This is a genomic window from Raoultella sp. T31, from assembly GCF_002806725.1.
In the GTDB taxonomy this organism is placed as follows: domain Bacteria; phylum Pseudomonadota; class Gammaproteobacteria; order Enterobacterales; family Enterobacteriaceae; genus Klebsiella; species Klebsiella electrica.
This window is the reverse complement of the sequence record NZ_PIBO01000001.1, coordinates 183,821-208,129: the sequence shown is the minus strand read 5'-3', so window position 1 is coordinate 208,129 and position 24,309 is coordinate 183,821. Positions and strand designations below refer to the sequence as shown.

Annotated in this window: 20 protein-coding genes and 2 pseudogenes; 12 read left to right on the top strand and 10 right to left on the bottom strand. The window is 60.2% G+C overall.

Features of this window, described 5'->3' with window-relative positions:
- Window positions 1-1,032, bottom strand: a complete 1,032-nt coding sequence (locus tag CWM52_RS01030) for an ABC transporter substrate-binding protein (RefSeq protein WP_100682393.1) — start codon at window positions 1,030-1,032, stop codon at window positions 1-3.
- A 303-nt stretch (window positions 1,033-1,335) separates the two neighbouring features.
- Here CWM52_RS01030 and CWM52_RS01025 point away from each other — a divergent pair, with 303 nt between their 5' ends.
- Both CWM52_RS01025 and CWM52_RS01020 read left to right on the top strand, forming a co-directional pair.
- Window positions 1,336-2,370 (top strand): malate/lactate/ureidoglycolate dehydrogenase, encoded by a 1,035-nt coding sequence (locus tag CWM52_RS01025; RefSeq protein WP_100682392.1) that lies wholly within the window; start codon window positions 1,336-1,338, stop codon window positions 2,368-2,370.
- A gap of 154 nt (window positions 2,371-2,524) precedes the next feature.
- On the top strand, window positions 2,525-3,223 hold the full coding sequence (locus CWM52_RS01020; RefSeq protein WP_100682391.1) for an RluA family pseudouridine synthase: 699 nt from the start codon (window positions 2,525-2,527) through the stop codon (window positions 3,221-3,223).
- 135 nt (window positions 3,224-3,358) lie between these two features.
- On the opposite strand, the pseudogene CWM52_RS01015 reads toward CWM52_RS01020, so the two are convergent.
- A pseudogene (locus tag CWM52_RS01015) lies at window positions 3,359-4,153 on the bottom strand (phosphate/phosphite/phosphonate ABC transporter substrate-binding protein).
- Window positions 4,143-4,997: a fatty acid desaturase gene (locus CWM52_RS01010; protein WP_227521249.1), complete on the bottom strand. Its 855-nt coding sequence runs from the start codon at window positions 4,995-4,997 to the stop codon at window positions 4,143-4,145. The pseudogene CWM52_RS01015 and the gene CWM52_RS01010 overlap by 11 nt, the downstream one beginning before the upstream one ends.
- 580 nt (window positions 4,998-5,577) lie before the next feature.
- Here CWM52_RS01010 and CWM52_RS01005 point away from each other — a divergent pair.
- Complete coding sequence (locus CWM52_RS01005) at window positions 5,578-6,021, top strand: 6,7-dimethyl-8-ribityllumazine synthase (protein ID WP_100682390.1); 444 nt, start codon at window positions 5,578-5,580, stop codon at window positions 6,019-6,021.
- A gap of 73 nt (window positions 6,022-6,094) precedes the next feature.
- Here the strand turns inward: CWM52_RS01005 and CWM52_RS01000 are convergent, their stop codons facing one another.
- Window positions 6,095-7,267 (bottom strand): ROK family transcriptional regulator, encoded by a 1,173-nt coding sequence (locus tag CWM52_RS01000; protein ID WP_100682389.1) that lies wholly within the window; start codon window positions 7,265-7,267, stop codon window positions 6,095-6,097.
- A 211-nt stretch (window positions 7,268-7,478) separates the two neighbouring features.
- Between CWM52_RS01000 and CWM52_RS00995 the strand changes: the two genes are divergently transcribed.
- Genes CWM52_RS00995 through CWM52_RS00975 form a run of 5 tightly spaced genes read left to right on the top strand, consistent with a single transcriptional unit; the run spans window position 7,479 to window position 12,510 of the window.
- Window positions 7,479-8,726: an extracellular solute-binding protein gene (locus tag CWM52_RS00995; protein WP_100682388.1), complete on the top strand. Its 1,248-nt coding sequence runs from the start codon at window positions 7,479-7,481 to the stop codon at window positions 8,724-8,726.
- A 9-nt stretch (window positions 8,727-8,735) separates the two neighbouring features.
- The gene (locus CWM52_RS00990; RefSeq protein ID WP_100682387.1) at window positions 8,736-9,644 is read left to right on the top strand and encodes a carbohydrate ABC transporter permease; all 909 of its coding nucleotides are present in this window, start codon (window positions 8,736-8,738) and stop codon (window positions 9,642-9,644) included.
- Window positions 9,634-10,473, top strand: a complete 840-nt coding sequence (locus CWM52_RS00985; protein WP_100682386.1) for a carbohydrate ABC transporter permease — start codon at window positions 9,634-9,636, stop codon at window positions 10,471-10,473. The genes CWM52_RS00990 and CWM52_RS00985 overlap by 11 nt, the downstream gene beginning before the upstream one ends.
- A gap of 2 nt (window positions 10,474-10,475) precedes the next feature.
- On the top strand, window positions 10,476-11,438 hold the full coding sequence (locus CWM52_RS00980) for a carbohydrate kinase family protein (protein ID WP_100682385.1): 963 nt from the start codon (window positions 10,476-10,478) through the stop codon (window positions 11,436-11,438).
- Entirely contained in the window at window positions 11,425-12,510 is a 1,086-nt protein-coding gene (locus tag CWM52_RS00975; RefSeq protein ID WP_100682384.1) for an ABC transporter ATP-binding protein, read from the top strand. The genes CWM52_RS00980 and CWM52_RS00975 overlap by 14 nt, the downstream gene beginning before the upstream one ends.
- Before the next feature lie 14 nt (window positions 12,511-12,524).
- Here the strand turns inward: CWM52_RS00975 and CWM52_RS00970 are convergent, their stop codons facing one another.
- Window positions 12,525-13,373 (bottom strand): MFS transporter, encoded by an 849-nt coding sequence (locus CWM52_RS00970; protein WP_227521248.1) that lies wholly within the window; start codon window positions 13,371-13,373, stop codon window positions 12,525-12,527.
- A gap of 1 nt (window position 13,374) precedes the next feature.
- On the opposite strand from CWM52_RS00970, the pseudogene CWM52_RS00965 reads away from it, so the two are divergent.
- A pseudogene (locus tag CWM52_RS00965) lies at window positions 13,375-14,073 on the top strand (AraC family transcriptional regulator); the annotation flags it as partial.
- On the opposite strand, the gene CWM52_RS00960 reads toward CWM52_RS00965, so the two are convergent.
- The 5 genes from CWM52_RS00960 to CWM52_RS00940 form a co-directional block, all read right to left on the bottom strand.
- The gene (locus CWM52_RS00960; RefSeq protein WP_100682383.1) at window positions 14,025-14,789 is read right to left on the bottom strand and encodes a proteasome-type protease; all 765 of its coding nucleotides are present in this window, start codon (window positions 14,787-14,789) and stop codon (window positions 14,025-14,027) included. The pseudogene CWM52_RS00965 and the gene CWM52_RS00960 sit on opposite strands and share 49 nt — an antisense overlap.
- A gap of 17 nt (window positions 14,790-14,806) precedes the next feature.
- Complete coding sequence (locus CWM52_RS00955; protein ID WP_100682382.1) at window positions 14,807-15,622, bottom strand: transglutaminase family protein; 816 nt, start codon at window positions 15,620-15,622, stop codon at window positions 14,807-14,809.
- A complete protein-coding gene (locus tag CWM52_RS00950) occupies window positions 15,619-16,548 on the bottom strand; it encodes an alpha-E domain-containing protein (protein WP_100682381.1) in 930 nt (309 codons plus the stop codon). The genes CWM52_RS00955 and CWM52_RS00950 overlap by 4 nt, the downstream gene beginning before the upstream one ends.
- The gene (locus CWM52_RS00945; protein ID WP_100682380.1) at window positions 16,542-17,981 is read right to left on the bottom strand and encodes a circularly permuted type 2 ATP-grasp protein; all 1,440 of its coding nucleotides are present in this window, start codon (window positions 17,979-17,981) and stop codon (window positions 16,542-16,544) included. Before CWM52_RS00945 ends, CWM52_RS00950 begins: the two co-directional genes overlap by 7 nt.
- 205 nt (window positions 17,982-18,186) lie before the next feature.
- On the bottom strand, window positions 18,187-19,080 hold the full coding sequence (locus CWM52_RS00940) for an alpha/beta hydrolase (RefSeq protein WP_100682379.1): 894 nt from the start codon (window positions 19,078-19,080) through the stop codon (window positions 18,187-18,189).
- 218 nt (window positions 19,081-19,298) lie between these two features.
- On the opposite strand from CWM52_RS00940, the gene CWM52_RS00935 reads away from it, so the two are divergent.
- The 3 genes from CWM52_RS00935 (at window position 19,299) to CWM52_RS00925 (ending at window position 24,308) form a co-directional block, all read left to right on the top strand.
- Complete coding sequence (locus tag CWM52_RS00935; protein ID WP_100682378.1) at window positions 19,299-21,044, top strand: alpha,alpha-trehalase; 1,746 nt, start codon at window positions 19,299-19,301, stop codon at window positions 21,042-21,044.
- A gap of 102 nt (window positions 21,045-21,146) precedes the next feature.
- A complete protein-coding gene (locus CWM52_RS00930) occupies window positions 21,147-21,938 on the top strand; it encodes a methyltransferase domain-containing protein (RefSeq protein ID WP_100682377.1) in 792 nt (263 codons plus the stop codon).
- A gap of 249 nt (window positions 21,939-22,187) precedes the next feature.
- A complete protein-coding gene (locus CWM52_RS00925) occupies window positions 22,188-24,308 on the top strand; it encodes a TonB-dependent siderophore receptor (RefSeq protein ID WP_100682376.1) in 2,121 nt (706 codons plus the stop codon).
- The last annotated feature ends 1 nt before the right edge of the window (window position 24,309 follow it).

The following is a 24,309-nucleotide window of genomic DNA, read 5'->3' as shown; positions in this document are numbered from 1 at the left end:
TCAACTCCCCGGCAGGGTATGCGCTTCGCTGAAGAAATAATCTTTCCAGGATTCGGCTTTGTGTTTCAGTATTCCCAGCTGATACAACTTGTCGGCATAGACAAACGTCCGCTGGGGGGTAATGGTAAAGTTATTTTCCGGGTCCGCGATCATTTTTTCGATAAACGCCGCCGGGAGCTTAGACTGCTCCACCCGAATATAGGATTGGGCGGCTCCGGCCTTATCTGCTTTTATGATTGTCTCCGCTTCCGCTAAGGCGGCGAAAAAAGCGCGATAGGTTTTGGGATTATCATCATGAAACTTTTGCGTGGTATAGAGCAAATTAAAGGTTCCCGGCCCGCCTAATACATCATAAGAACTTAATATTTTATGAATACCGGCATGTTCAAGCGCCTGATACTGAAAAGGTGGACTGGAGAAATGGGCGCTAATTTCCGATTTCCCGCCGATTAACGCCGCGCTGGCGTCCGGATGCGGGAGACTAACCGTAATAGTATCGAAGCGCTTATAGTCAGCGTTGCCAAACAGTCGCGCGGTCTCTATCTGCAGGGTCCGCGACTGAAAACCCACGCCGGCGGCAGGAACCGCGATACGGTCTTTGCTGCTCAGATCCTTGACGCTGTGCACCGCCGGATTGTTACTCAGCAGGTAGTTCGGCATCGATCCCAGAGCCGCAATCGCTTTCACATTCTGCTTGCCGCGGGTGCGGTCCCACAGCGTCAGCGCGGGCGGAACGCCAGCGGCCACCACGTCCAGCGCGCCGGAAAGCAGCCCCTCATTAAGTCCGGTGGCCCCGGAAAGCGTTCGCCACTCGACTTTGATATCCAGCCCTTGCGCCTTACCCTGCTTTTCGATGAGCTGATTATCTCTCACCACATCGAGAATCAGATAGCCAATGCCATATTGCTGGGCAATACCGATGGTGCCCTCTGCCCTGGCAGCGGTCGCCGCCAGCAGGGTACTGAACAGGAATAAAGCCGTTGCCGACCGTTTCCCTCGATAAGCGTTCCTGCTGCCTTGCCGTAAATTCATTTAAGCTCCCGTCAATAATCAATCCACCGTTCGCCATCTGGTTCTGAGGCGTATTTAAAAAGACGATTTATCCTGCCGTCATTTCCAGGGATTAATAAATTATTTATTGCTATATATTATTCCCGCACGTCTGCTGATAACAGTAAAATGACATTCAACTCTATTTTTATGTCAGGAATTAACACCCGGTTATCACTATGCGTTTTCCAGATATATAAAGTCAGTTTCTGTCGTTATGTTAAGAAATAAACGGCGCTATAGTTTGCCGCTCATATTATTGAGTGGAAAAAACAGGGAGCGGTGATGCCGGTTTTTAATCATGATGAGCTGCGTCGCTATTTACGCCAGCGCCTGCAGGACGCCGGGGTAGCAACAGCGGTTGCCGATGAAGTAGCGGATAATCTTGTCGAGTCGTCGCTGCAAGGCCATGACTCACATGGGGTGACGCTTATTCCCCGCTATATCGAGGCCATTCGCGCCGGAGAACTCGATCCGCAGGCCACCCCGCAGCTGCTGCGCGATGCCGGGCCAGTCATCTCGTTTCACGGCGGCAACGGTTTTGGTCAACTGACCGGTCGACTGGCGATGGAACAGGCCATTTTGCGGGTGCGACAGTTTGGCGTGTGCATTATGGGACTGGCGCAGACCCATCATCTCGGGCGTATCGGCGCCTGGGCGGAACAAGCGGCGGCGGCGGGACTGGTATCCTTACACTTCGCTAACGTCGGCACCCGCTCGGTGGTGCTGCCGTTCAACGGTCGGCGTCCGCGCCTGGGCACCAACCCTTTCTGCGTCGGTATTCCTGTCGCCGGCAGGCCGCCTTTGGTGCTTGATTTCGCGACCAGTACCATAGCCGGCAACAAAGCGCGGATCGCCTGGAACACGGGACGGGAGCTGCCGCCGGGCTGCGCCGTGGATAGCGCTGGCAACCCGACCCGCGATCCGCGCTGGCTGATGCAGGAGCCTCTCGGCGCGCTGCTGGCCTTCGGTGGCCATAAAGGTTCCGGCCTGGCGCTCATTTGCAGCCTGCTCGGCGCGGCGTTGACCGGCGGCGAAAGCGAAAGCGCCCCGCCCCCCGCCGGGCCCGGTATCATCAACAATATGCTGTCGATCGTCTTCGAGCCGTCCCTGCTCGGCGCGGGCGAGCGCTACGCCGAGGCGGTGGCCGACATGCTGGCATGGACCCGCACATCGCGTGACGACGACGAGCTGCTGCTGCCCGGCGAGGCGGAGCAACGGCAGCGGCAATTTCGTCTGCAGCACGGTATTGAAATTGATGAGGTCAGCTGGCAGCAGTTCAAAGCGCTGGAAGGCGCCTTATCTCCGCCGCACTCTTGAGCCAATAAAGCCGTAGCGCGCGTCGGTGAAGACGGCGTTCATTACGCGATACAGCAGGAGCAGCCCCGATATTCCTCCTCCTGCGCATCGCCGCGATCGCCAGCGGGCGGAAAATTCGCTATCATCCGCCCCCACCCTTTTCAGACGCCTGCTCATGTCCACCATCGTCGATACGTTTATTGCTCCGCCCTGTCACCAACCTATCGGGATCATTTATCAGGACGAGCACCTGCTGCTGATCAATAAGCCCGCCGGGCTGCTCAGCCTGTCGGGGAAAAATCCGCAGAATCTCGACTCGGTGCATTATCGGCTGGCGCAGCAATTTCCCGGCTGTACCCTCGTTCACCGCCTGGATTTTGGCACCTCCGGGCTGATGGTGGTGGCAAAAAATAAAGCGATCAATGCAGCGCTGAGTCATCAGTTCAGCCAGCGTTCGGTGACTAAGGTTTACAGCGCCCTGCTGTGCGGGCATCTGCGTGAGGATGAAGGCGAGATCGATGCCCCCATTGCCAAAGATCCGGCGCGCTTTCCGCGGATGACGATTTGCGCCATCAACGGCAAGCCCGCCCGCTCCCGCTACCGGGTGACTGAGCGTCTCTCCCGCGAAGGCGCAGAGGGGACTCTGCTGCCGCTGAGCCGGGTACAGCTGTTCCCGGAAACCGGGCGCACCCATCAGTTGCGTATCCACTGCCAGTTACTGGGGCACCCGATTCTGGGCTGCGATCTCTACGGCGGTCTGACGTGGCCGGGCAGCGCGCACGCACCGCGGCTCATGTTGCATGCCAGCGAACTGCATTTTGTCCATCCTGTTAGCGGCGAGCCCGTCACCGCACGTAACGACAGTCCGTTCTGAATCTCACGCCGGCGAACGGGTGCCGCAGGGCCATCCGCTGCTGGTACAGGCCGGATCATCGGAGGCAGGGTTGGACGGCATTCGCACCGCGCTGCGGATCGGCAACGCACGCGCCGCCTTGTCCGGTCCGGTGTTTCAGAGTTGCGTCACGCCCTGTTGGCGCGCCTCTTCGCGCCACGCCAGCAGCCGGGAATAGGGATCCCGGGACACCGGGCTGAAACCGCAGATAAACTACGCCTCGCAGCGCTCCCGATATCGTGCGTCGCTGACCAGCTGTCGCAGCGCCGCGCGCAAACCGGCCAGGGTTTGCGCTGACGTTTGCGGACCGGTAATCAGCGGCAGCCCCGGCGCCGATGGCGTCTGGCCGATAACGCGCAAGCCGTCGAGCACGGCAGGCTCGTGACGCGCCAGCAGCGCCCAGCTCACGCAATCAATGGCGGCAATATCGCCCGCCCCCTGCTGTAAGCCGATCAGCGACTGCCGGTGGCTGCCGCTAAAATTGACCGCGGCAAAAAAACGTCCCTCGTGAGCCAGCGGCGCCACCATTTTCAGGAAGACGTTGTAGCCGGACTGCGAATCGGACGCATTGCAGATTGCCCGCCGTCCGCGAAAATCGGCGAGCTGCCGCGCATTATCCGCCGCACGGGCCACCAGCAGGCTACGGTACTCAATCCCTGCGCAACCGGGTGCCGAATAGTGAAAACAGCCTACCGTCTGCACCTGCGGCAGCAAAGTCACCAGCGGATAGCCGCAGGTCTGGCTCAGCAGCAGATCCGGCTGACGCCAGTGCGAGAGTAAGTCCCCCGACGGCGTCAATGGCGAACTCACGGCAATGCCCCGGGCGAGCAACAGCTCCCGCACCGCGGCTTCTAACGCCTGATTCTCCAGCGGGTGAACCGCATACATCGGCAAATTCACGCTATGACTCATCACGCTTTCCTGCCTGCGGGGCCTTCCCGATCCCCGGATGGGCATTAACCGCCACCGCGCTGAAGAAAAAGGCACGCAGCCACTCGCCATAGCCGCGCACCACGAACCCGTGGTTACGCTGCTGGTAGCGTCCCCGCTCCAGCAGATAGATTTTTCTCAGACCGTACCACGGCACGCCGGGCAGATCATGATGCACGGAGTGGTAGTTAAGATTCAGAAACAGCACTCGCCACAGCAGCCCGGCCTCATTGATCACCGATCGCGCCAGCGGCTCGTCAGCGGCCCGATGTTCGAAGAAGGCGCGAATTTTGGTCAGCGCCAGCGCCGGGTAGCTGATGACCACCACGAAATAGAGCGGCGAAAAATCACAGTGCGCCATCCACGTCAGGAGCGCGGCCAGCAACCCGCCGTGCACCAGCCACATCACCATCGCTCTCCCCTGCCGCTGGCGAAAGGCGTTCACCGCGCTGACCAGCGTCTGCACAATATCCAGCAGCGGTGCCAGCAGCAGACGGCCGAAAAACGTATTGCGCAGATGTATCACTTTACGCTGCCAGGGCGAGAAACGGCGCCAGCTTTCGGCGCTAAAATAGTACGATTCGGGGTCATCCACCGGCAGCGTCAGCCGGTCGTTATGGTGGTGCGCCAGGTGCGAGTCGCGATACAGCCCGTAGGGATACCACACCGCCAGCGGTAGCGTGCCCAGCAGCTGATTACACCACCGCCAGGGCGTCGGGTGGTCGTGGATCAGCTCATGCTGCAACGACATATACCAGGCGGTAAACCAGATAAGCAGCACGGTCGCCGGAAACAGCCCCAGCGTCCGCCAGTAGGCCAGGGTCATAAACCAGCCGCTGTAAACCGCAATAATGACTAGTCAGGTGGGTAATTCGCTGCGCCACAGCCAGCGGCGGGAAAGCTGGCGAATCAGCTCCCGCTGCTGCTGATGCAGATACTTCGACGAGTGCTGTGTCATCGCTACCGGTACTCTCTCCGCGTCACTTTTTCCTCCAGAAGATGTGAGAAAACGCGGAAAATCACAAAGTATTTAAATCACTTAGCTTTGCCAGAAAATGGCGATGCGGCTATTTTTCCACCCGGCAGAGTCGCGCGAGCTGCCCGCATGCTATGGACGCGCCGCCCGCAGGCCCGTGACGGCATGTTCCGCTGCGCGCGGCGGATAAAAACGGCTATCGTCTCATGACATTACAGTATAATGTTAACGGCCGGATCACCGCCGAACCGCTGCTGAATGCGGCAGCGCTTTTGGCTGATGAGATCGGACCTGAGCTCCGTGCAAACGCGCATGAACCGACCGATTGACAGTATCGCCCGGTGGGCGCCTGAAATTGCTCGCGGAGTATAAGACCTGAAGGTCAACATAATTAGACTCGCCTGATGCGGTCATTTTACAGGAGTATGTCATGTCATCGTTAAACGTCGCCTTTATCAAAGCCAACTGGCACAGTGACATCGTCAGCCAGGCGCAGAGCGGTTTTCAGCAAGAGCTGGAGCGTCAGCAGGTTGATTATTCACTCGACAGCTGGGATGTCCCTGGCGCATTTGAAATGCCGCTTCTGGCTCAGAAGCTGGCAAAAAGCGGACGCTATGATGCCATCGTGTGCGCCGCGCTGGTGGTCGATGGCGGCATCTATCGCCATGACTTCGTCGCCCAGGCCGTGGTCAGCGGTCTGATGCAGGCCCAGCTGGCGACAGAAGTCCCGATGTTCTCCGTCTCCCTGACGCCGCACAACTTCCAGCCTGCCGACGAGTTCATCGATTTTTACAGCCAGCATTTCGTCAAAAAGGGCCAGGAAGCCGCCAGAGCGGTGCTGCAGATCCACAACCTGCCGCTGGCGAAAGCGTGAATCAACGCCTTTAAGCGCGTTGTCCGCTAACGATGAGCCCCCGCCGACGCTCTTTTGCATGTCCGCGGTGGGCCTACTTCATCAAGGCCTGAAACTGCGGGTTAAACTCATCGAAGATCGGCAGTGCGGCAGCGCCGAGGGCGGCGGTGTCGGTGCCCGTCATCCCCATTTTCACCCGCATGGCCGGGAGATAGCGCCCGCGCACCGACTGATACAGCGGCGGCAGACGGGCCAGCACTTTCTCCAGCAGCGGCGCGGGCATCATCCCGCCGACCACCACCGTTTGCGCATCGAACACGCACTCCAGCATATTAATGGCCTGGCGCAGCGGCGGTAACGCCGTCTCCACCCAGCTATCGAACAGCGACGCCTCCACCGCCAGCAGATCCTCGGGCAGCGCCCGGTAGGGGTCGAGGCCGCAAAACTCATAGGCCGCCTGTAGGGAAACGTAGCGTTCAAGGCAGCCCTGGTTGCCGCAGTAACAGGGACGTCCTCCCGGTTGCACCACGATATGCCCGACCTCTCCGGCATTGTGGGCGTGGCCGGTATAAATATGGCCGTCGGCGAAAATCCCGGCGCCGAGCCCGGTGCCGATATACAGATAAACAAACGAATGCAGCTGGCGCGCCACGCCGTGGAAGCGCTCGCCGATAGCCGCTACCGTGGCGTCATTTTCCAGAGTGACCGGCAGACCGCTTATCCGCTCCAGTTCCGACGCCACATCCACCCCTTCCCAGCCGTTGAGAGTGGTCGGCCCGGTCGATGAAATGCCCTCCACGCCAAACGGCCCCGGCATCACCACGCCAATGCCCAGCACCCGGCTCCAGTCGAGCCCGGGTAGCGCTTTCATCTCCTGCACCACCCCGGCAATGCGGGCAAAGGTGGCACCAGGTTGGGGCTTTTGCACCAGAATGAGCCGACGGAAATGGATCTCGCCGGTGAGATCCACCAGCACGATGATTAAGGTTTGATGGTCAAGATGGATCCCGATTGACCATGCGCTGGCGGGGTTAAGACTCACCGGCACCGCCGGCTGACCGCGCCCTGCCGCGCGGCGCGGTTCATGACTGGTGAGCAGCGCCATCTGCTGTAGCTCGGCGACAATATTGGAGACCGTTTGCGGCGTCAGCGCGGTAATTCGCGCCAGCTCCGCCCGGGTTAATGTACCGTGCAGACGCACGGCCTCAATCACCACCCGCCGGTTGTGTACACGCGCATGTTCAAGGTTGGTTCCCGAGGTTTTCATTCTGTCCCTTCCTGGTCGCATCATGCTGCAATTCTAGCCCGCGTCACAATTCGCGCAACGACATTCTCCTCCCACCTTTCGGGTGGCACAAGCTTTGCTACGCTTAGGCTAAGGGCCACGAATGACGTTTGGGATGTATTGTCGCCCCGATTAAATCAATCAAATTGATTTAATAAATCATATTCCTCTTTTTAGTACCGCGGAGAGCAACATGAACGACTACAGTGCATTGCGGGTTAAAGCCGGTCTGCTGGCTATGCTGGTCATCAGCGGGAGTGCGGCGGCAGCCACCACTCAGGTTAACGCCCTGTTTATGACCCAGGCGGCGTACAGCGAAAATGACATTCGTGCCATGACCACCGACTTCGAAAAACAAAACCCGGATATCAAAATCAACCTTGAGTTCGTCCCCTACGAAGCGTTGCATGACAAAATCGTTGCTGCGCGTGGCGCCGGCGGCAACGGCTACGACGTGGTGCTGTTCGATGCCATCTGGCCTGCCGAATTTAGCCACTTCGATCTGCTGCAGGATGTCTCGGCACGTATTCCCGCCGCCGAACGGGAGAAAATCTTCCCCGGCGCCATGAATACCGTGGTTTACAAAGGTAAAACGCTGGGTATGCCGTGGATCCTCGACACCAAGTATCTTTACTACAACAAAGCGATGCTGGACAAAGCCGGGATCAAGCAGCTGCCGACCACCTGGCAACAGGTGCTGGATGACGCCAGAATCATCAAGGATAAAGGCATCGTTAAATACCCGCTGGTGTGGAGCTGGTCGCAGGCAGAAGCGCTGGTGTGCGACTACACCACCCTCGTCTCCGGATTTGGCGGACAGTTTTATCAGAATGGCAAACTGGATTTTTCCACCCCGGCGTCGTTGAAAGCGGTCACGCTGATGAAGAAATCGCTGGATGACGGGTTGAGCAATCCGGCCTCGCGCGAATATCTGGAAGAGGATGTGCGCAAGGCCTTCTCCAACGGCGACGCGGCATTTGCCCTGAACTGGACCTATATGTACAACATGGCCAACGACCCGAAACAAAGTAAGGTGGCGGGCGATGTCGGCATTATGCCGGCACCCGGCGATACGCCGGACAAACCCGGGGCGGTGAACGGGTCAATGGGGTTAGGTATTGCCAAAGCCAGCCAGCATCCGGAGCAGGCGTGGCAGTATATCCACTATCTGACCTCGCAACCGGTGCAGGATAAATACGCGAAGCTGAGCCTGCCGGTGTGGAAATCCTCCTACCAGGACCCGGCCGTGGCGAAAGGCCAGGAGAGCCTGATCGCCGCAGCGGATAAATCGCTGAACGTAATGCTTTCGCGCCCGGAAACCGCGGACTACTCGCGACTCTCCAACGCGTTACAGCAGCAGCTTCAGGCGGTCTTGCAAGGTAAAGCCGCCCCGGACGCCGCGATGCAAGCCGTCGACAAAAGCGCGGCGCGCCTGCGTTAAGGACATTTGATGCTGAGTTTGCAACAACGCGAACAGCGTCAGGCATGGGTGCTGCTGGCACCCATGCTGATCGTGATGTTCCTGCTGACGGCCTGGCCACTGGCGCGCACCCTGTGGCTGAGTTTTACCGACACCGCGCTGGTGGGCAATGGCGATGCGACCAATTACCTCTGGCTGGATAACTATCTGTATGCGTTAACCGACCCGGATTTTCGCGCCGCCTTCGCCCGCACGCTCTATTTCACCGTGGTCTCCGTCGCCATTGAAGGGGTTATCGGCGTGTTGGTGGCGCTGTTGCTCAATCAGCAATTTGTCGGACGCACTCTCCTGCGGGTGCTGGTCATTTTGCCCTGGGCGCTGCCGACTATCGTTAACGCGATGATGTGGCGGCTCAACTTCAACCCGGACTACGGCAGTATTAACGCTTTGCTCAGTCAATGGGGCATTATCGACGGTTATCGCAGCTGGCTGGGGTCGCCGGACTCGGCACTCAATGCGGTGATGCTGGCGGACATCTGGAAGAACTATCCGCTGGTGACCCTGCTGGTGCTGGCCGCGCTGCAATCCATTCCGGAGGATTTATACGAAGCAGCCCGCCTTGACGGCGCTTCGTCGTGGCGGCGGTTTCGCGCCATTACCTTCCCGGCAATCGCCGCCCCGCTCGGCGTGGCCCTGATCCTGCGCACCATCGACGCGTTTAAGGTCTTCGATATTATCTATGTGATGACCCGCGGCGGGCCGCTGGACAGTACCCGCACGCTGAGTTTCTTCGTCTACCAGGAGTCCTTTAGCTATCTGCGGGCGGGCAGCGGCGCAGCGTACGCCATCCTGATGACCCTGATGTGCGCCCTGCTGATCGTCCTGTATCTGTTTATGCTGCTTCGTCAGCGCCGCCGGAGCACTGATTATGAAGCGTAAACTGCGTATTCTGCTGCGCTACCTGGCGGCCCTGCTGGTCGCGCTGTCGATACTGGCCCCGATGGCGTGGCTCTTTTTGATGAGCGTCAGCGCCACGGCCGATCTGACCCGGGTGCCGCTGGAGTGGCTGCCGCGTCAGTGGGACTTCAGCCGCTACGCCCGTCTGCTGTCATTGCAGCCCGGCGAGCCCGGCGCGCTGTTTCTCCCCGCCCTGCGCAACAGCCTGCTGGTTGCCGCGGGGGCGACGCTGGTGTCGCTGCTGCTAGCGGTGCCCGCCGCCTTCAGCTTCTCGCGCTACCCCGGGCGCGACGGCTGGCTGTATGCCGGGCTCGGTATCTATATGGTGCCGCCGGTGGCCTTCGTACTGCCGCTCTATTTTATCCTCGAACACTTCGGGCTGCTGAATACCCGCAGCGGGCTGGTACTGGTTTACTGTTCTCTGATTATGCCGTTTCTCACCTGGATGGTGAAAAATCAGTTCGACGCGCTGCCGCAGGACATTGAGCAGGCCGCCAGGCTCGACGGTCTGCGGGTCTGGCAGGTGCTGCTGCGTATCACTCTGCCACTGGCAAAACCGATGCTGGGAGCATCGGCGCTGTTCGGCTGGCTGCTGGCGTGGGATGAGTTTTTCTATGCGCTGCTGTTTACCAGCAACATTGCCGCCCAGACGCTGCCGGTCACCATTGCCGGATTTACCGCCGGGCGCGCCACTGACGATGGACTGGTGGCGGCAGTCGGCATCTTCGCCTCGGTCCCGCCGCTGTTTATCGCCATCTGGCTACAAAAAACGCTGGTCAGCGGCCTCACTCACGGTGGAAGTAAGGGATAACTATGCAAACGCTCACCGCGCCTGTGCTCTATATCGCAGGTAATTACAATATTGACCTCATTATGGGGACCCTTGCGCACTGGCCAGCTCCCGGCACCGAGGTGATGCTGGAACACAGCGCGCTGCGCCCCGGTGGTTCCGCGGGCAACTGCGCGCTGGCGGCCGCGGCCATGCAGATCCCCCACTGCGCCGTCGGCTGCCAGGGAGACGATGCCTTTAGCGCCTGGCTGGCGGCCCGCTTTCCCGGTAGCGCCGAACGCTGGCCGCAGTATCCCTGCGAGACTTCGCTGACGGTGGCGGTGACCCATCCCGACAAAGAACGTTCGTTTCTCAGCAACTACGGACATATCACCCGCCTGTCCGCCGAGGATATTCTGGCTCAGCTCCCGACCAGGGCGACGCCCGGCGATATTCTGCTGCTCTGCGGCACCTTCTTATGCACCGCGCTGCTGCCGGACTATCCGCGTCTGCTGGCGACCCTGCGCGAACGCGGTTTTCAGGTGGCGGTCGATACCGGCTGGCCGCCGCACAACTGGGACCGCGCGCTGCGTGAGGCGACCCACCGCTGGCTCGGCGATTGCGACTGGCTGCTGCTCAATGAGGTCGAAACGCTTGGCCTTGCGAACCAGGACGCTCTCCCGGCAGCGGCCCGCAGCCTGGCGGCGCGTCTCAGCGGCCGGGGCGGCTGTATTGTCAAATGCGGTGCCGGGGGCGCCTGGTGGTGGACGGCAGACCAGGGGCATCACGCGCCGGTGAAACCGGTCGAGGTCATCGACACCATCGGCGCCGGAGACAGTTTTAATGCCGGGTTTCTTGCCGGTTTGTTAAACGGCCAGTCGGTCTCACAGGCGTTACGTTGGGGCAACGCCGTGGCCGCGTACGCGATCGGTTCATCCCCGCGTCGCTATCCGGACTGGCGAACCTTGCAACACCACATCGAGGAGGTCGACTATGGCCAGCGTTGAACTGCTAAACGTCGCCAAACAGTACGGTAAACAGACGGTGCTGCATCCGCTGGACTTGACCATTCCGGACGGCAGCTTTACGGTGCTGGTGGGGCCATCCGGCTGCGGGAAATCAACGCTGCTGCGCCTGCTGGCCGGGCTGGAAAGCCTGTCCGCGGGAACGATATTGATGAACAACCGCCCGATCAACGATCTCGATCCCGCGGACCGCGATGTCGCCATGGTTTTTCAGAGCTACGCGCTCTACCCCCATCTGACGGTGGCGGAAAACCTCGCCTTCCATATGCAGGTCAAAAAAGTCGACAAGACGACGCAGAAAAACAAGGTTCAGCACATCGCCAGTATGCTGGGGATCGATAAGCTGCTCGGCCGCTATCCGCGCGCGCTCTCCGGCGGCCAGCGTCAGCGCGTGGCCATGGGTCGGGCGATGGTGCGTAATCCGCAGGTCTTTCTGTTCGATGAGCCGCTCTCCAACCTCGATGCCCAGCTACGTATGGAACTGCGGGCCGAGATCAAATCCCTGCACCAGCGCTTTAACACCACCATGATTTACGTCACCCACGATCAGGTGGAAGCCATGACGCTTGCCGACCAGATAGTGGTGATGCGCGATGGCGTGATCGTGCAGCAGGGGGCGCCGCTGGAGATATACGATAGCCCCTGCAACACCTTCGTGGCGCGTTTTATCGGCTCCCCGCCGATGAATCTGCTGGAGGGGAAGATTCAGCAGCGCGATGGTCAGCCCGGCGTGCAGTGCGGCGAACTGTGGCTGGCCCTGCCTGAACGCTGGTATCCGGCGGCGATGCAGCAGGGTCAGGCGCCGGTGATTGTTGGTCTGCGTCCGCAAGATATTCAGCCTGCTGGCGAAGGGCTGCCGGGGATCGTCAATATTGTCGAGGTCACCGGCGAGTCTACGCTGCTGCATCTCGACTGGCAGGGTTTCCCGATCCACGTCCAGGTCGCCGGGCGTCTCGAGGCGACTCTCCGTCAGCCCTTGCCGCTGGCGGTACGACGCGAGAAAATCCATCTCTTCGATGCCGTCAGCGGCGAACGACTGGCGTCAACGCGCTAAGCCATGCGGGCGGGTTAGTCCGCCCGCATGTCGCGCAAACAGCAGCGGTAGCGTAACCCGGCGATGCCGCTTACGCAGGCGCACGCCATCAGCGCCCCCGCCAGCGATTGCCCCCATCCCACCGCCGCCAGCCCGAGGCCAATCAGCACATAATAAGCGAGGCCGAAGATAGCCCCGGCGGTTCCCCGACAGTGACCATAGGCGCTCAGCGCCGTGCCGAGCACCAGCGGGATAGCCATGGCGTAGGCGAAGGTGATGCCGATCATCGGCAACAGAAACAGCAGCGTGTCCCGCAGGCAAAACAGCGCGATGCTGCTTATCAACTGTATCAGGCAGGCGAACAGCAATATTGCCGCTTCCGCGATGGCTTTGCGCAGCAGCCAGCGATTGCACAATGCCCCGGCCAACGACCCGATGGCCAGCGCCAGACCGCTGTAACCAAAAATCACGCTCCCCTGACGCAGTTGCGCGAAGATGAACGGCGCCAGGCTGTAATAGCTGAACAGGCTGACGTTGAAGGCCGTCACCAGCAAAACCGCCAGGGCCAGTTGCTTATCCGTCGCCATCCGGCGTAACAGCGGTAAAAAGGCGGTGTGAACAGGCTGCGGCGGACGAGTTTCCGGCAGCAGCCAACAACACAGCAACAGTAACACCGCGGCCAGCAGCGCGAGGGCCGTCAACACACCGTGCATTCCCCAGCTGGCGACGATGGCTCCGCCGAGGTAAATGCCTGCCGCCGGGCTGACCGCCAGCGCGAGGCCCGCCATTGAGAAAAGCGCGGCAAGCTGGCGACCGTTAAACCGGTCCCGCAGTATCGTCTGGCTCACCACCGATCCCGTTGCCGCACCGAACGCCGACAGCATCCGGCACCAGATGGGCCAGCTACTGTTTACTCGTCAGGGCTGCGTGCGACTGACTCTCGACAACGGCACGCTGCTGTGCCTGCTGCCGCCTACCCGGGCGGCCTGGATACCGGCCGGTATGGACCATCGTGCGCAGATGAAAAGCATCGTCGACTATCGCTCGGTGTGGTTTCACCCGACCCACTATCCTGCCCTCCCGCGGCATTCGGCGATCCTTAACGTTGGCCCGCTGCTGCGCGAACTGCTGGAGCGAATCGCCGCCAGCCCGTGGGAAAGTGACTGGCGGACCGGGACCGGCTGGCACCTCGCCGCGCTTTGCGAGGCGGAAATATGCAGCGCGGCGCAGGAGCCAATGATGCTGGCCCTGCCTCAGGATAAGCGTCTGGCGCCGCTCGCCGACGACGCGCTGCCGCCGATGCTGCAGCAGCTTGCCGCCCGCAGCGGAGCCAGCGAAAAGACCATCAGCCGGATTTTTCGGCGCGATACCGGCATGACTTATCAGCAGTGGCGGCAGCAGTGGCGCCTGATGAAGGCGGTGGAGTTGCTGGCCACCGGGGAGCGCATTACCGCTACCGCGCAGGCGCTGGATTTCGCCAGCGACAGCGCCTTTATCTACTTTTTCCGCACCATGACCGGCATGACGCCGGGGCGCTATTTTTCACCGCTGACCGCACCTGAGCGCTCGCTGCCCGGCGCATAGGGCGGCAGGGTCAGGAATGTGTTTTGCAGCCCTTCCGACCACGCCTTGCGAATGGTATTGAAGTACGGGTCGCTTTCGGTGATGCGATGCTGGCCGGCGCCGCTCAAACTCCCGCTGCGGTACAGCAGCGTGTCCAGCGGCAGGCCAACGGAGAGATTGCTGCGCAGCGTGGAGTCAATCGAGATCAGCGCGCAGCACATCGCCTGCTCCAGCGGCGTCTCCCGGTTGAGCACCCGGTCGATAATCGGCTTGCCGTATTTGCTCTCGCCAATCTGGAAATAAGGGGTATCGTACGAGGCTTCAATAAAATTGCCTTCCGGGTAGATATGGAAAAGGCGATGCGTTTCCCCCGCAATCTGCCCGCCGAGCAGCAGGTTGCAGTTGAAATTGGTGTTGCCGCAGTGCTGCTGATTGCTGCTGTCGCGCTGAATCACCTCCTGCAGCGTTTTACCGATCAGCATCGCCGCGTCATACAACGAGCTGACCTGCATCAGATTAGGCTCCTGCTGAGTCGCAATCCGCGAACTCAGCAGGCTTATGACGCTCTGGGTGGTAGCCAGATTGCCCGCGGACTGCAGCACCATCACGCGCTTCCCCTCCTCGGCGAAGACATGGAGCTTTTTAAAGGTCGCAATATGATCTACTCCCGCGTTGGTACGGGAGTCTGAGGCGAAAACGAGTCCGTCCGCTAAACACATGGCCACACAGTAGGTCATCGTTATTTGTTCCTGCTCTATTGCTGTTGTGCCTGTTGCGAATGGTCGCGCACTTCAGCGTTGGTTAGCATTATTTCCCCGCCGCCGCCCAGCCGGGTACCGCGTACCGGGCAGGCGTCAAGATAGTCCAGCCCGGTCGCCAGCCGCAGATGCTGGTTCAGGTGACGGGTATTATTGGTGATATCAAAAGATTGCCAGCGTCCATTCACCCACACCTCTGCCCATGCGTGCATCGCGACATGCCGGGCATTATCGCTGTAAACATAGCCGCTGACATAGCGTGCCGGGATATCCAGCGCGCGACAGCAGGCGAGGAAGACGTGCGTGTGATCCTGGCAGACGCCTTTTGCCCTGGCAAAGGCGTCTGCGGCGCAGTCCTGCACCTGCGTGGCTCCCGGTGAGTATGGCATTCTCAGCAGCAGGTCCGCCATCAATTGATTCAGGCTCTCCTCCGGCTCGTCGTGGCGATACAGGCGATGGGCAAACTCGCGGATCCGATCGTCGGCGCGAGTCAGCGGCGTACAGCGTAAATAGACCAGCGGCGAGAGCAGCTCCTCTTCCGCCACATCGCTCTGTTCGCTGTCCTCGGCAATATCCACGATCCCGCTGGCACGGATGGCAATCTCTTTGTGGGGATTGTCGAGCGTTAACACATGCAGGACATTGCCCCACGCGTCGGTGGTCGTCACCGCCGCGCCCTCCGGTAAGGTCAGCGTCCAGGAGGTAATGATTTGCCGCCCGGTGCTACGCGGCGTCAGGCGCAGGTACTGGGTGGAAAACTTCACTTCTTCATCGTAGCCATAGCGGGTCAGGTGATCGATGACCAGTTTCATAGCGCCTCCAGATAAGTTTGTCTGATGCTGTCGGACAGCGCATTAATACGCGCCAGCAGTCCGTTGAGATAACTTTGTAAATCGGCGCCCGCCAGATCGTCGCGGGTGCTGAAACGCAGATCGACATTCAGCTGATGTGCCAGGCGCAGCGGCAGGTGCGAGCGGTCGTTGGCGATGTGCTCCAGTTGACCAACCAGATCGGAGATGCAGGCGCGCAGGGAGCGCGGCACGTCGTTGCGCAAAATCAGCAGTTCCATCACCGTCTCCCGGGTCACCGGCTGGCGAAAAATACTGTTGTAGGCCTCGCGGGCGCTGACCGCGTTCAGCAAGGTGTCCAGCCGATAGTATTCGCGTACCGAATCCGGATCGTTACTCAGCTGCTGATCCTTGATCAACAGCAGTTGCGTGGTGGCGTAGGCCCGTTCAATCAGGGTGCCGATACCGATAAAACTCAGGGCGTCATTGCGCAGCAGCGTCCCCAGCACCGCGCCGCGAAACAGATGCACCCGCTCCTTCACCCAGTCGAAAAAGCCGTCGGTGCCCAGTTCGCTAATCCCCCGCTGGCGGAGCTGGCGCAGTTCAATTCGCGTGGCGTTGATGCACTCCCACACCTCGGCGGACAGGCTACCGCGAACCGCATGCGCATTGTTCCAGGCCATCTCCACGCAGCTGTATATGCTGTAGGGGTTGTTGCCGTCGAGCGCAAAGAAATTGAGCAAATTGCTCATGGTGAAGCGCGCATGTCGCGCCTGAAACAGTTCGTGGGTTAAGGACAGATTGAGCGGCAAGGCCAGGTCCCGCGACTGCTGGCTGTGCCGCGGAATCATCGACAGTTTCCACGTCACATCAAGCACCCGGGCATAGCTTTCCGCGCGCTCGAGGTAGCGCGCCATCCAGAAAAGTTCACTCGCAGTCCGACTCAGCATGATTCATCATCCTCCATCACCCAGGTATCTTTGGTGCCCCCGCCCTGCGATGAGTTCACCACCAGCGAGCCTTCGGTGAGCGCCACCCGCGTCAGGCCGCCGGGCACCAGGCGAATCTCCTGGCCGGAGAGCACAAACGGACGTAAATCGATATGCCTCGGCGCCAGCCCCCCTTCCACGAAAGTCGGACAGGTTGACAGCGCCAGGGTCTCCTGTCCGATATAGTTAGCCGGATTGGTCAACAGACGCTGGCGAAACATCTCCCGCTCTTCTTTGGTTGAGCGCGGCCCCACCAGCATGCCGTATCCCCCGGCGCCATGAACTTCCTTGACCACCATCCTCTCCAGATTCCCCAGCACGTACTGCAAATCCTCCGGCTTGCGACACTGCCAGGTGGGAATGTTGTTCAGTATCGGCTGCTCGCCAAGATAGAAACGGATCATCTCCGGCACGAAGGGGTAGATCGACTTATCGTCCGCCACGCCGGTGCCAATCGCGTTAGCCAGTACCACGCCGCCGGCGCGATACACCGACAGCAGGCCAGGCACGCCGAGCATCGAGTCGGCGCGAAAAGCCAGCGGGTCGAGATAGGCGTCATCAACCCGTCGGTAAATCACATCCACCCGCCGCGGCCCTTCGGTAGTGCGCATGTAGACCGCGCCCGATTTAATAAACAAATCGGCGCTTTCCACCAGCTCAACCCCCATCTGCTGGGCGAGGAAGCTGTGTTCGAAATAGGCGCTGTTGAAACGCCCCGGCGTCATCACCACCACGCAGGGATCGTCCACCGGGGAGCTTTCACGCAGGGTTTGCAGCAGATAGCCCGGATAGCGCTCGACCGGCGCAATATGGTGATTTTCAAACATCTCCGGATAGAGACGCATCATCATTTTGCGGTTTTCCAGCATATACGAGACCCCTGATGGGGTTCGCAGGTTATCCTCCAGCACGTAATACTGGCCGTCGCTGTTGCGCACCATGTCGACGCCGGTAATGTGGGCATAGGTATTATTGGGCAGGTTTATTCCCTGCATGCAGGGCTGATATTGTTCATTGGCCAGTACCTGCTCCGCCGGAATCAGGCCAGCGCGCAGGATGTTTTGCTCGTGGTAGATATCGTACAAAAAAGCGTTCAGCGCTTTGACCCGCTGACGAATACCGCGATCGATCTTTTTCCACTCTCCGCCGGGAATAATGCGCGGGACGCTATCAAACGGAATCAAGCGCTCGGTACCTTCATCTTCCCCATACACATTAAAGGTGATGCCGATGCGGTGAAAAAGCAGCTCCGCCTGCTCTTTCTTTTGCCGGATAGAGAATTGATCGGTGTTGTGAAACCATTGCCACCAGGCGTTATAGTGGTGACGCTGCTGTCCCTGCGCGGTCAGCATCTCGTCATAATAATGCCCGTCAGGAAGCGTTATTTTTATCATGGCCGTCTCCTCCGGTTATACTCACGTTGGGGTAACCCCGCAAAGAGATAAGCATTTATTATGCCAGGTAGCTGATGGCGAGAGACGAGTGCAATTCTGCGCAACGCGCCGCTTTATTGTGCAAAAAAATAATCCCCGCAATAGCCGGTACCACGCCCGGTTTGCACCACCATGAAGCAAATGCCGGGCGCCTGCGCCATCAGGGTTAGATCCCGTCCAGCCAGCGCGCGTAATGCGCCGGCCACTCGACGGTCGGGGTACCGGGGCGCCCCATGGCAAAACCGTGCCCGCCGCGGGCATAGCGATAGAGACTAACCGGGACCTGATGCTGCCGACAGGCGGCGGCCATGATCAGGGTGTTATGCGGATCGGACACCGTATCGTCCTCCGCCTGGGCCAGAAAGCAGGGCGGCGTCTGCGAATTGACATAGGTCTGCACCGACCAGGCACGGTCAACCGCCTGTGAGGCGTGGACTCCCGCCAGCATCCGGTGCGTCGCGGTATGGCTGTAGGGCGACATCAGCGAAATAATCGGATAAATCAGCGCGGCTTTATCGGCTCGCGCCGGGTGGTCATCGAGGGCATCCTGCGGCGAATAAGCAGCAAAATCGGCCCGGCAGGCGGCCATCCCCAGCAGATGTCCACCGGCGGAAAACCCCAGTACACTGACCTGTTTCTCCCGCGCGCGAATCAGCCGCAGCGCCCGCTGGGCGTCTTGCAACGGCGCCAGCGCCCCGGCGCCCCACCCTTCGCCGGGAAGCCGGTAGCTCAGGATGTAGGCGGTATAGCCGCGGGCCGTCAGCCAGCGCGCGGCAGGCCAGGCCTCTTTCGCCATTTCGATGCGTCGGTAGCCGCCTCCGGCGGCAACCAGCACGCCATGACCGCGAGGTACCGCCGGTCGCCACACCGCCAGCTGCGGCCGGGCAATATGGCTGAGCGCGCCGCGCGCAGAGCGCCACGGCGCTCCCGAAGGCCCGCCGCCGCCCGGCGGTTCTTCTGGCCATAAACGGAGCACCTCCTCCCGCAGGCCGCTGGCCTCAACACGTGTCGCCGCCCACAGCGATGCCACGCTGAACAGCAGAAAATGACGTCGATTCACCCATCGTTCTCCTCAAACTTTGCTCAACCGCGCAGCGCGTTAACCTGGCGCTTTCCACGGCTCTTTTATTCGCCTTTGCCTGCCCGTGCAAGCAGGTAAATTGTCTGTTTTCACGCAAAATGTTACCTGAAACACCCCGGATGACGGATATTCGTCTAAGGTTTTCTGATGGTCAAACGCAGTGGCAAGACCGTCTGAAATGATAAGGAGAATTCCCCATGACGAGATCGGTTTCACGTCGCCCCGCAACATTGCCTTACGCTTTACATCTGGCGATCGGCGGCGCGATCTTCGCTTTATCGATGCTGACCGCCCAGGCCGCGGAAACCAGACCCGTGCCGCCATCCCCGGATGTGATGCTCGGCCCGCTGTTTAATGATGTGCAAAGCGCCAGGCTCTTCCCCGACCAGAAAACCTTTGCCGATGCGATCCCCAATAGCGACCCGCTGATGATCCTCGCCGACTATCGCATGCAAAAAAACCAGACCAGCTTCGACCTGCGCCATTTCGTCGAGCTGAACTTCAGCCTGCCGCAAGACAACGATCGCTACGTTCCGCCAAAGGGCCAGACGCTGCGTCAACATATCGACGGCCTGTGGCCGGTGCTGACCCGCAGTACCGTTGAGGTCGAAAAGTGGGACTCTTTGCTGCCGCTGCCCAAACCCTACGTGGTGCCAGGCGGTCGCTTCCGTGAAGTGTATTACTGGGATAGCTACTTCACCATGCTGGGCCTGGCGGAGAGCGGACACTGGGATAAAATTGAGGATATGGTGACCAATTTCGCGGCGGAGATCGATGCCTGGGGCCACATCCCCAATGGCAACCGCAGCTACTATCTCAGCCGCTCGCAGCCGCCGTTTTTCTCGTTTATGGTGGAGCTCCTCGCGACCCATGATGGCGATCGGGTGTTGAAAACCTGGCGGCCGCAGCTGGAAAAAGAGTACCAGTACTGGATGAAAGGCGCCGATACGCTGGAACCGGGAAAAGCCAACCAGCGGGTGGTGCGTATGGAAGACGGCGCGCTGCTGAACCGCTACTGGGATGATAACGATACGCCGCGTCCGGAATCGTGGCTCGATGATGTCACCACCGCGAAGAACAACCCAAATCGTCCGGCAACCGAGATCTATCGCGATCTGCGTTCTGCCGCCGCCTCAGGCTGGGATTTCAGCTCGCGCTGGATGGATGATCCGCAAAAACTGGGGACCATCCGCACCACCAGCATCGTACCGGTCGATCTCAACGCCCTGATGTTCCATCTGGAGAAAACCCTCGCGCGCGCCAGCAAAGCCGACGGCGACAACGCCAAAGCGGCGCAGTACGATGCCCTGGCCAACGACCGCCAGAAGGCCATGGAAAAATATCTGTGGAACGATAAAACGGGCTGGTACGCCGATTATGACCTCAAGAGCCATAAGGTGCGTAATCAGCTAACCGCCGCGGCCCTGTTCCCGCTGTATGTCAACGCCGCTTCCCGCGAGCGGGCGGCGAAGGTTGCCAGTGCGGTGCAATCGCAGTTGCTAAAACCCGGAGGATTAACCACCACCACCGTGCACAGCGGTCAGCAGTGGGACGCGCCGAACGGCTGGGCGCCGCTGCAGTGGGTTGCCGCCCAGGGGCTGCAAAACTACGGCCAGCAGAAAATGGCGATGGAGGTGAGCTGGCGCTTTCTCAGCAATGTCCAGCATACCTACGACAGTCAACAAAAGCTGGTCGAAAAGTATGATGTCAGCTCGACGGGCACCGGCGGCGGCGGCGGTGAATATCCGTTGCAGGACGGTTTCGGCTGGACCAACGGCGTGACGCTGAAAATGCTGGATCTTGTCTGCCCGCAGGAGAAACCGTGCGATTCACTGCCGGCCTCGCGCCCGCTCGATAAGGTGGAAAAACCCGTTGCCGCCGTCAGCACTCAGCCAGCCGCCAACGATGCTGTCGCCGAACCCGCTAAAAAATCGGCGCCGTAACACTCCCCGCGGCGGGCCCTCCGCCGCGTTTATTTCTCCCCTCCAGGCCCCAATCGCGTTAGTCTGCTGTTTTCAGGTCACCCGCGTTGATGGAAGACTCTTATGTTGATTGACGATATCGATTTTGCCCGCCTCTACCAACAGCAGCTCGCTCTGGCGGGGCGAAAAGAGAAACCGCCCGCCCACTGGGATGCCCGGGCGGAAAACATCGCCATCGTCGATGCCCCGGTCATCGACAGCTATCTGCGGCAACTGCTGGCAAAAATCGATTTGCACGGCGCCAGCAGTCTGTTTGATATGGGCTGCGGGCCGGGAACCGTCGCGCTGGCGCTGGCCAGCCAGCTCAACGAGATCTGCGGCGTCGATTACAGCCAGGGAATGCTCGATGTCGCCGCTCGTCGGGCTACGGCGCAAGGCGTTCGCCACGCGGTCTGGCACCAGCGGGCATGGGAAGAGAGCTGGGAGGGGCTGCCGCGCTGCGATATCGCCGTGGCCTCCCGTTCCACCCTGGTGGCGAATATGCGCGATGCGATGCAAAAGCTCGATCGTCAGGCGCGACTGCGGGTCTACACCACTCATCTGGTTAACCCTGGGTTTGCCTCGTCGACTATCCTGCGCGTGCTGGGACGAGACAGCGCGACGCTGCCGAACTATATGTATGCCGTGAACGTGCTGTATCAAATGGGGATTCATGCCAGCGTCGACTTTATTGATGGTGACCCTCAGGATAACAGCAGCTATCCGCTGTTTGAGCGCAACGTGGTGGCGGCGTTCGGCGCGCTCAGCCCGGCCGAGCGGGAACGTCTCGCACGGTGGTATCCGCAGCAAAACCCGCAGACCATTCAGGTTGATGCCCGGGACTGGGCGCTGATCGGCTGGAGTTGCCGTCGCTGAACATGTTCCCCACCTGAATTCACCGGCGCGGGCTCCCCCTCTTTTCCCCGGGGCGCATAAAGGGCCCATTACGTAGCATCATCCTGATATTTATCATGGTTTTCTCCAGCGGGCGTGACAAAAACCGGCTTGTTCTCGAGAAAGTAAGCGATAATAATTCGCATTACACTTTTACGAAAGATGACACTTTCGTTTTTACTGCGTAGCGGCGTACAGGAGTACCAGGCTACGTCAACTCAGGATTATGTCATGACCGCTCGCGTCATCTGCAAACGCCCGGCGCTGTTATACGCGCTGGCCGCCGCCTTCCCGCTTGCCAGCCTGGCGGAAGAGACGGTTATCGTCACCGCGCAACCCGTCGACTCGGCGGTCTCGCCAACGCAGGGCTATAGCGCCAGAACCTCCACCGGCGCGACAAAAACCGATCGGCCGCTGATTACCACCGCGCAGTCGGTCTCGGTCATCACCCGTCAGCAGATGACGGATCGGGGAGCCAATACCCTCAGTCAGGCGCTGGAATATACCCCGGGGGTTTACTCCAGCTTCGGCGGCGGCGCAACCCGCTTTGATACGGTGTCGTTGCGCGGCTACCACGGCGGCGATGTTGATAACCTGTTTCTCGACGGCATGCGCCTGATGAGCGATGGCGGTAGCCACAACGTCCTGCAAATCGATCCGTGGTTTATTGAACGGGTTGACGTCATCCGCGGCCCCTCTTCGGCGCTGTACGGTCAGAGCGTGCCGGGCGGGGTGGTGAATATGACGTCGAAACGTCCGCAGTTTGCCCCGGAAGGCCATTTCCGTCTCAGCGGCGGGACGCAGAACACCAAAGGGGCCGCCTTCGATTATACCGATGCCCTCAACGATCAATGGGCTTACCGGGTTATCGGTATGACGCGCACCAGCGACACTCAATACGATAATACCCGCGAAGAGCGCTATGCCATTTCGCCTTCCCTGCTCTGGCAACCGGATACCGATACCTCGCTGCTGCTGCGCGCCTACCTGCAAAAAGATCCGTCGGGCGGTTATCACGGTTCGCTGCCGCTGGACGGCACCCGCTATGCCCACAATGGGCGTAAGCTCGCCACCGGTACCAATGAAGGTGACCCGTCAGACGGGTATCGGCGCCGCGAGCAGATCTACAGCTACGAGTTTACTCATCAGTTCAATGACGTCTGGTCGGCCTACTCCGCCGGGAGCTATACCCACACCAACGTCTCGCTGGATCAGGTGTATCAGGTCGGCTGGATTGATGACAGCGATATGCTGGCGCGCGGCTACAGCGGCTCGCGCGGCTCGCTGGATGCCTGGTCTACCGATAACCGCCTGCGCGCCGATTTCACCACCGGCGAGCTGGCCCATACGCTGATCGTCGGCGGGGAGTATCACCGTTTCCGCAACGATCTGTGGACCGGCGCTGGCAGCGCATCACCCTTCGACCCGTTCAGCGGCTATACCGCGCAGAGCGGGCATACCGTGACCTACAGCGATAACAATAACCGCCGCTACTACCAGACCGGGCTCTATCTGCAGGACGAAATGGTCTGGGCGCGCTGGCACCTGGATGTATCCGGCCGTTACGATCGCCTGGTTTCGCAACAGGTCAGCGATACCTTCGGCACCTCCAGCCGCCGCGCCGATAGCCATATCAGCGGCCGGGCATCTCTGCTGTATGCATTGGAAAACGGCCTTTCGCCGTATCTGAGCTATAGCCAGGCGATTACGCCAGCCATGTTGCCGGGTGCCAACGGAACGCTGCTCAAGCCCACGACCGCAGAGCAGGTGGAAGCGGGGCTGAAATTCCAGCCGCCGGGCAGCGCCGATATGTACAGCATTGCCATCTACGATTTGACGCAAAAAGATGTGGCGACGCGCGACCCGAATATCGCCACCGCGACCTTTATTCCGGCGGGAAAAGTCCATTCCCAGGGCGTGGAGCTGGAGATGCGCAACCAGATTACGCCTGAGCTGAGCACCCTTGCCTCCTACACCTGGAACCGCCTGCAGTTCCAGGACACCAAAGATGGAACCAACGCCAACACGCCGCAGCTGACGCCGGATCAGATGGCCTCGTTCTGGGCGCGCTATCAGTTCCCGACGGGGATCAGCGTTGGGGCTGGCGTTCGCTATATCGGGAAACAGTGGGCGGATGACGCCAATACCGAGCGCTTGCCGTCGGTCACCTTACTGGATGCGATGGTGCGCGCCGACCTCGGCGTCTGGTCGCCATCATTGAAAGGGGCTTTTGTGCAGGTTAATGCCAATAACCTCGGCGATCGGGCGTTTCTCTCCGGCTGCTACGGAACTGGCAACTGCTACTGGGGAGCCGGGCGCAGCGTGATCGCCACCGTCGGCTACGACTTCTGAG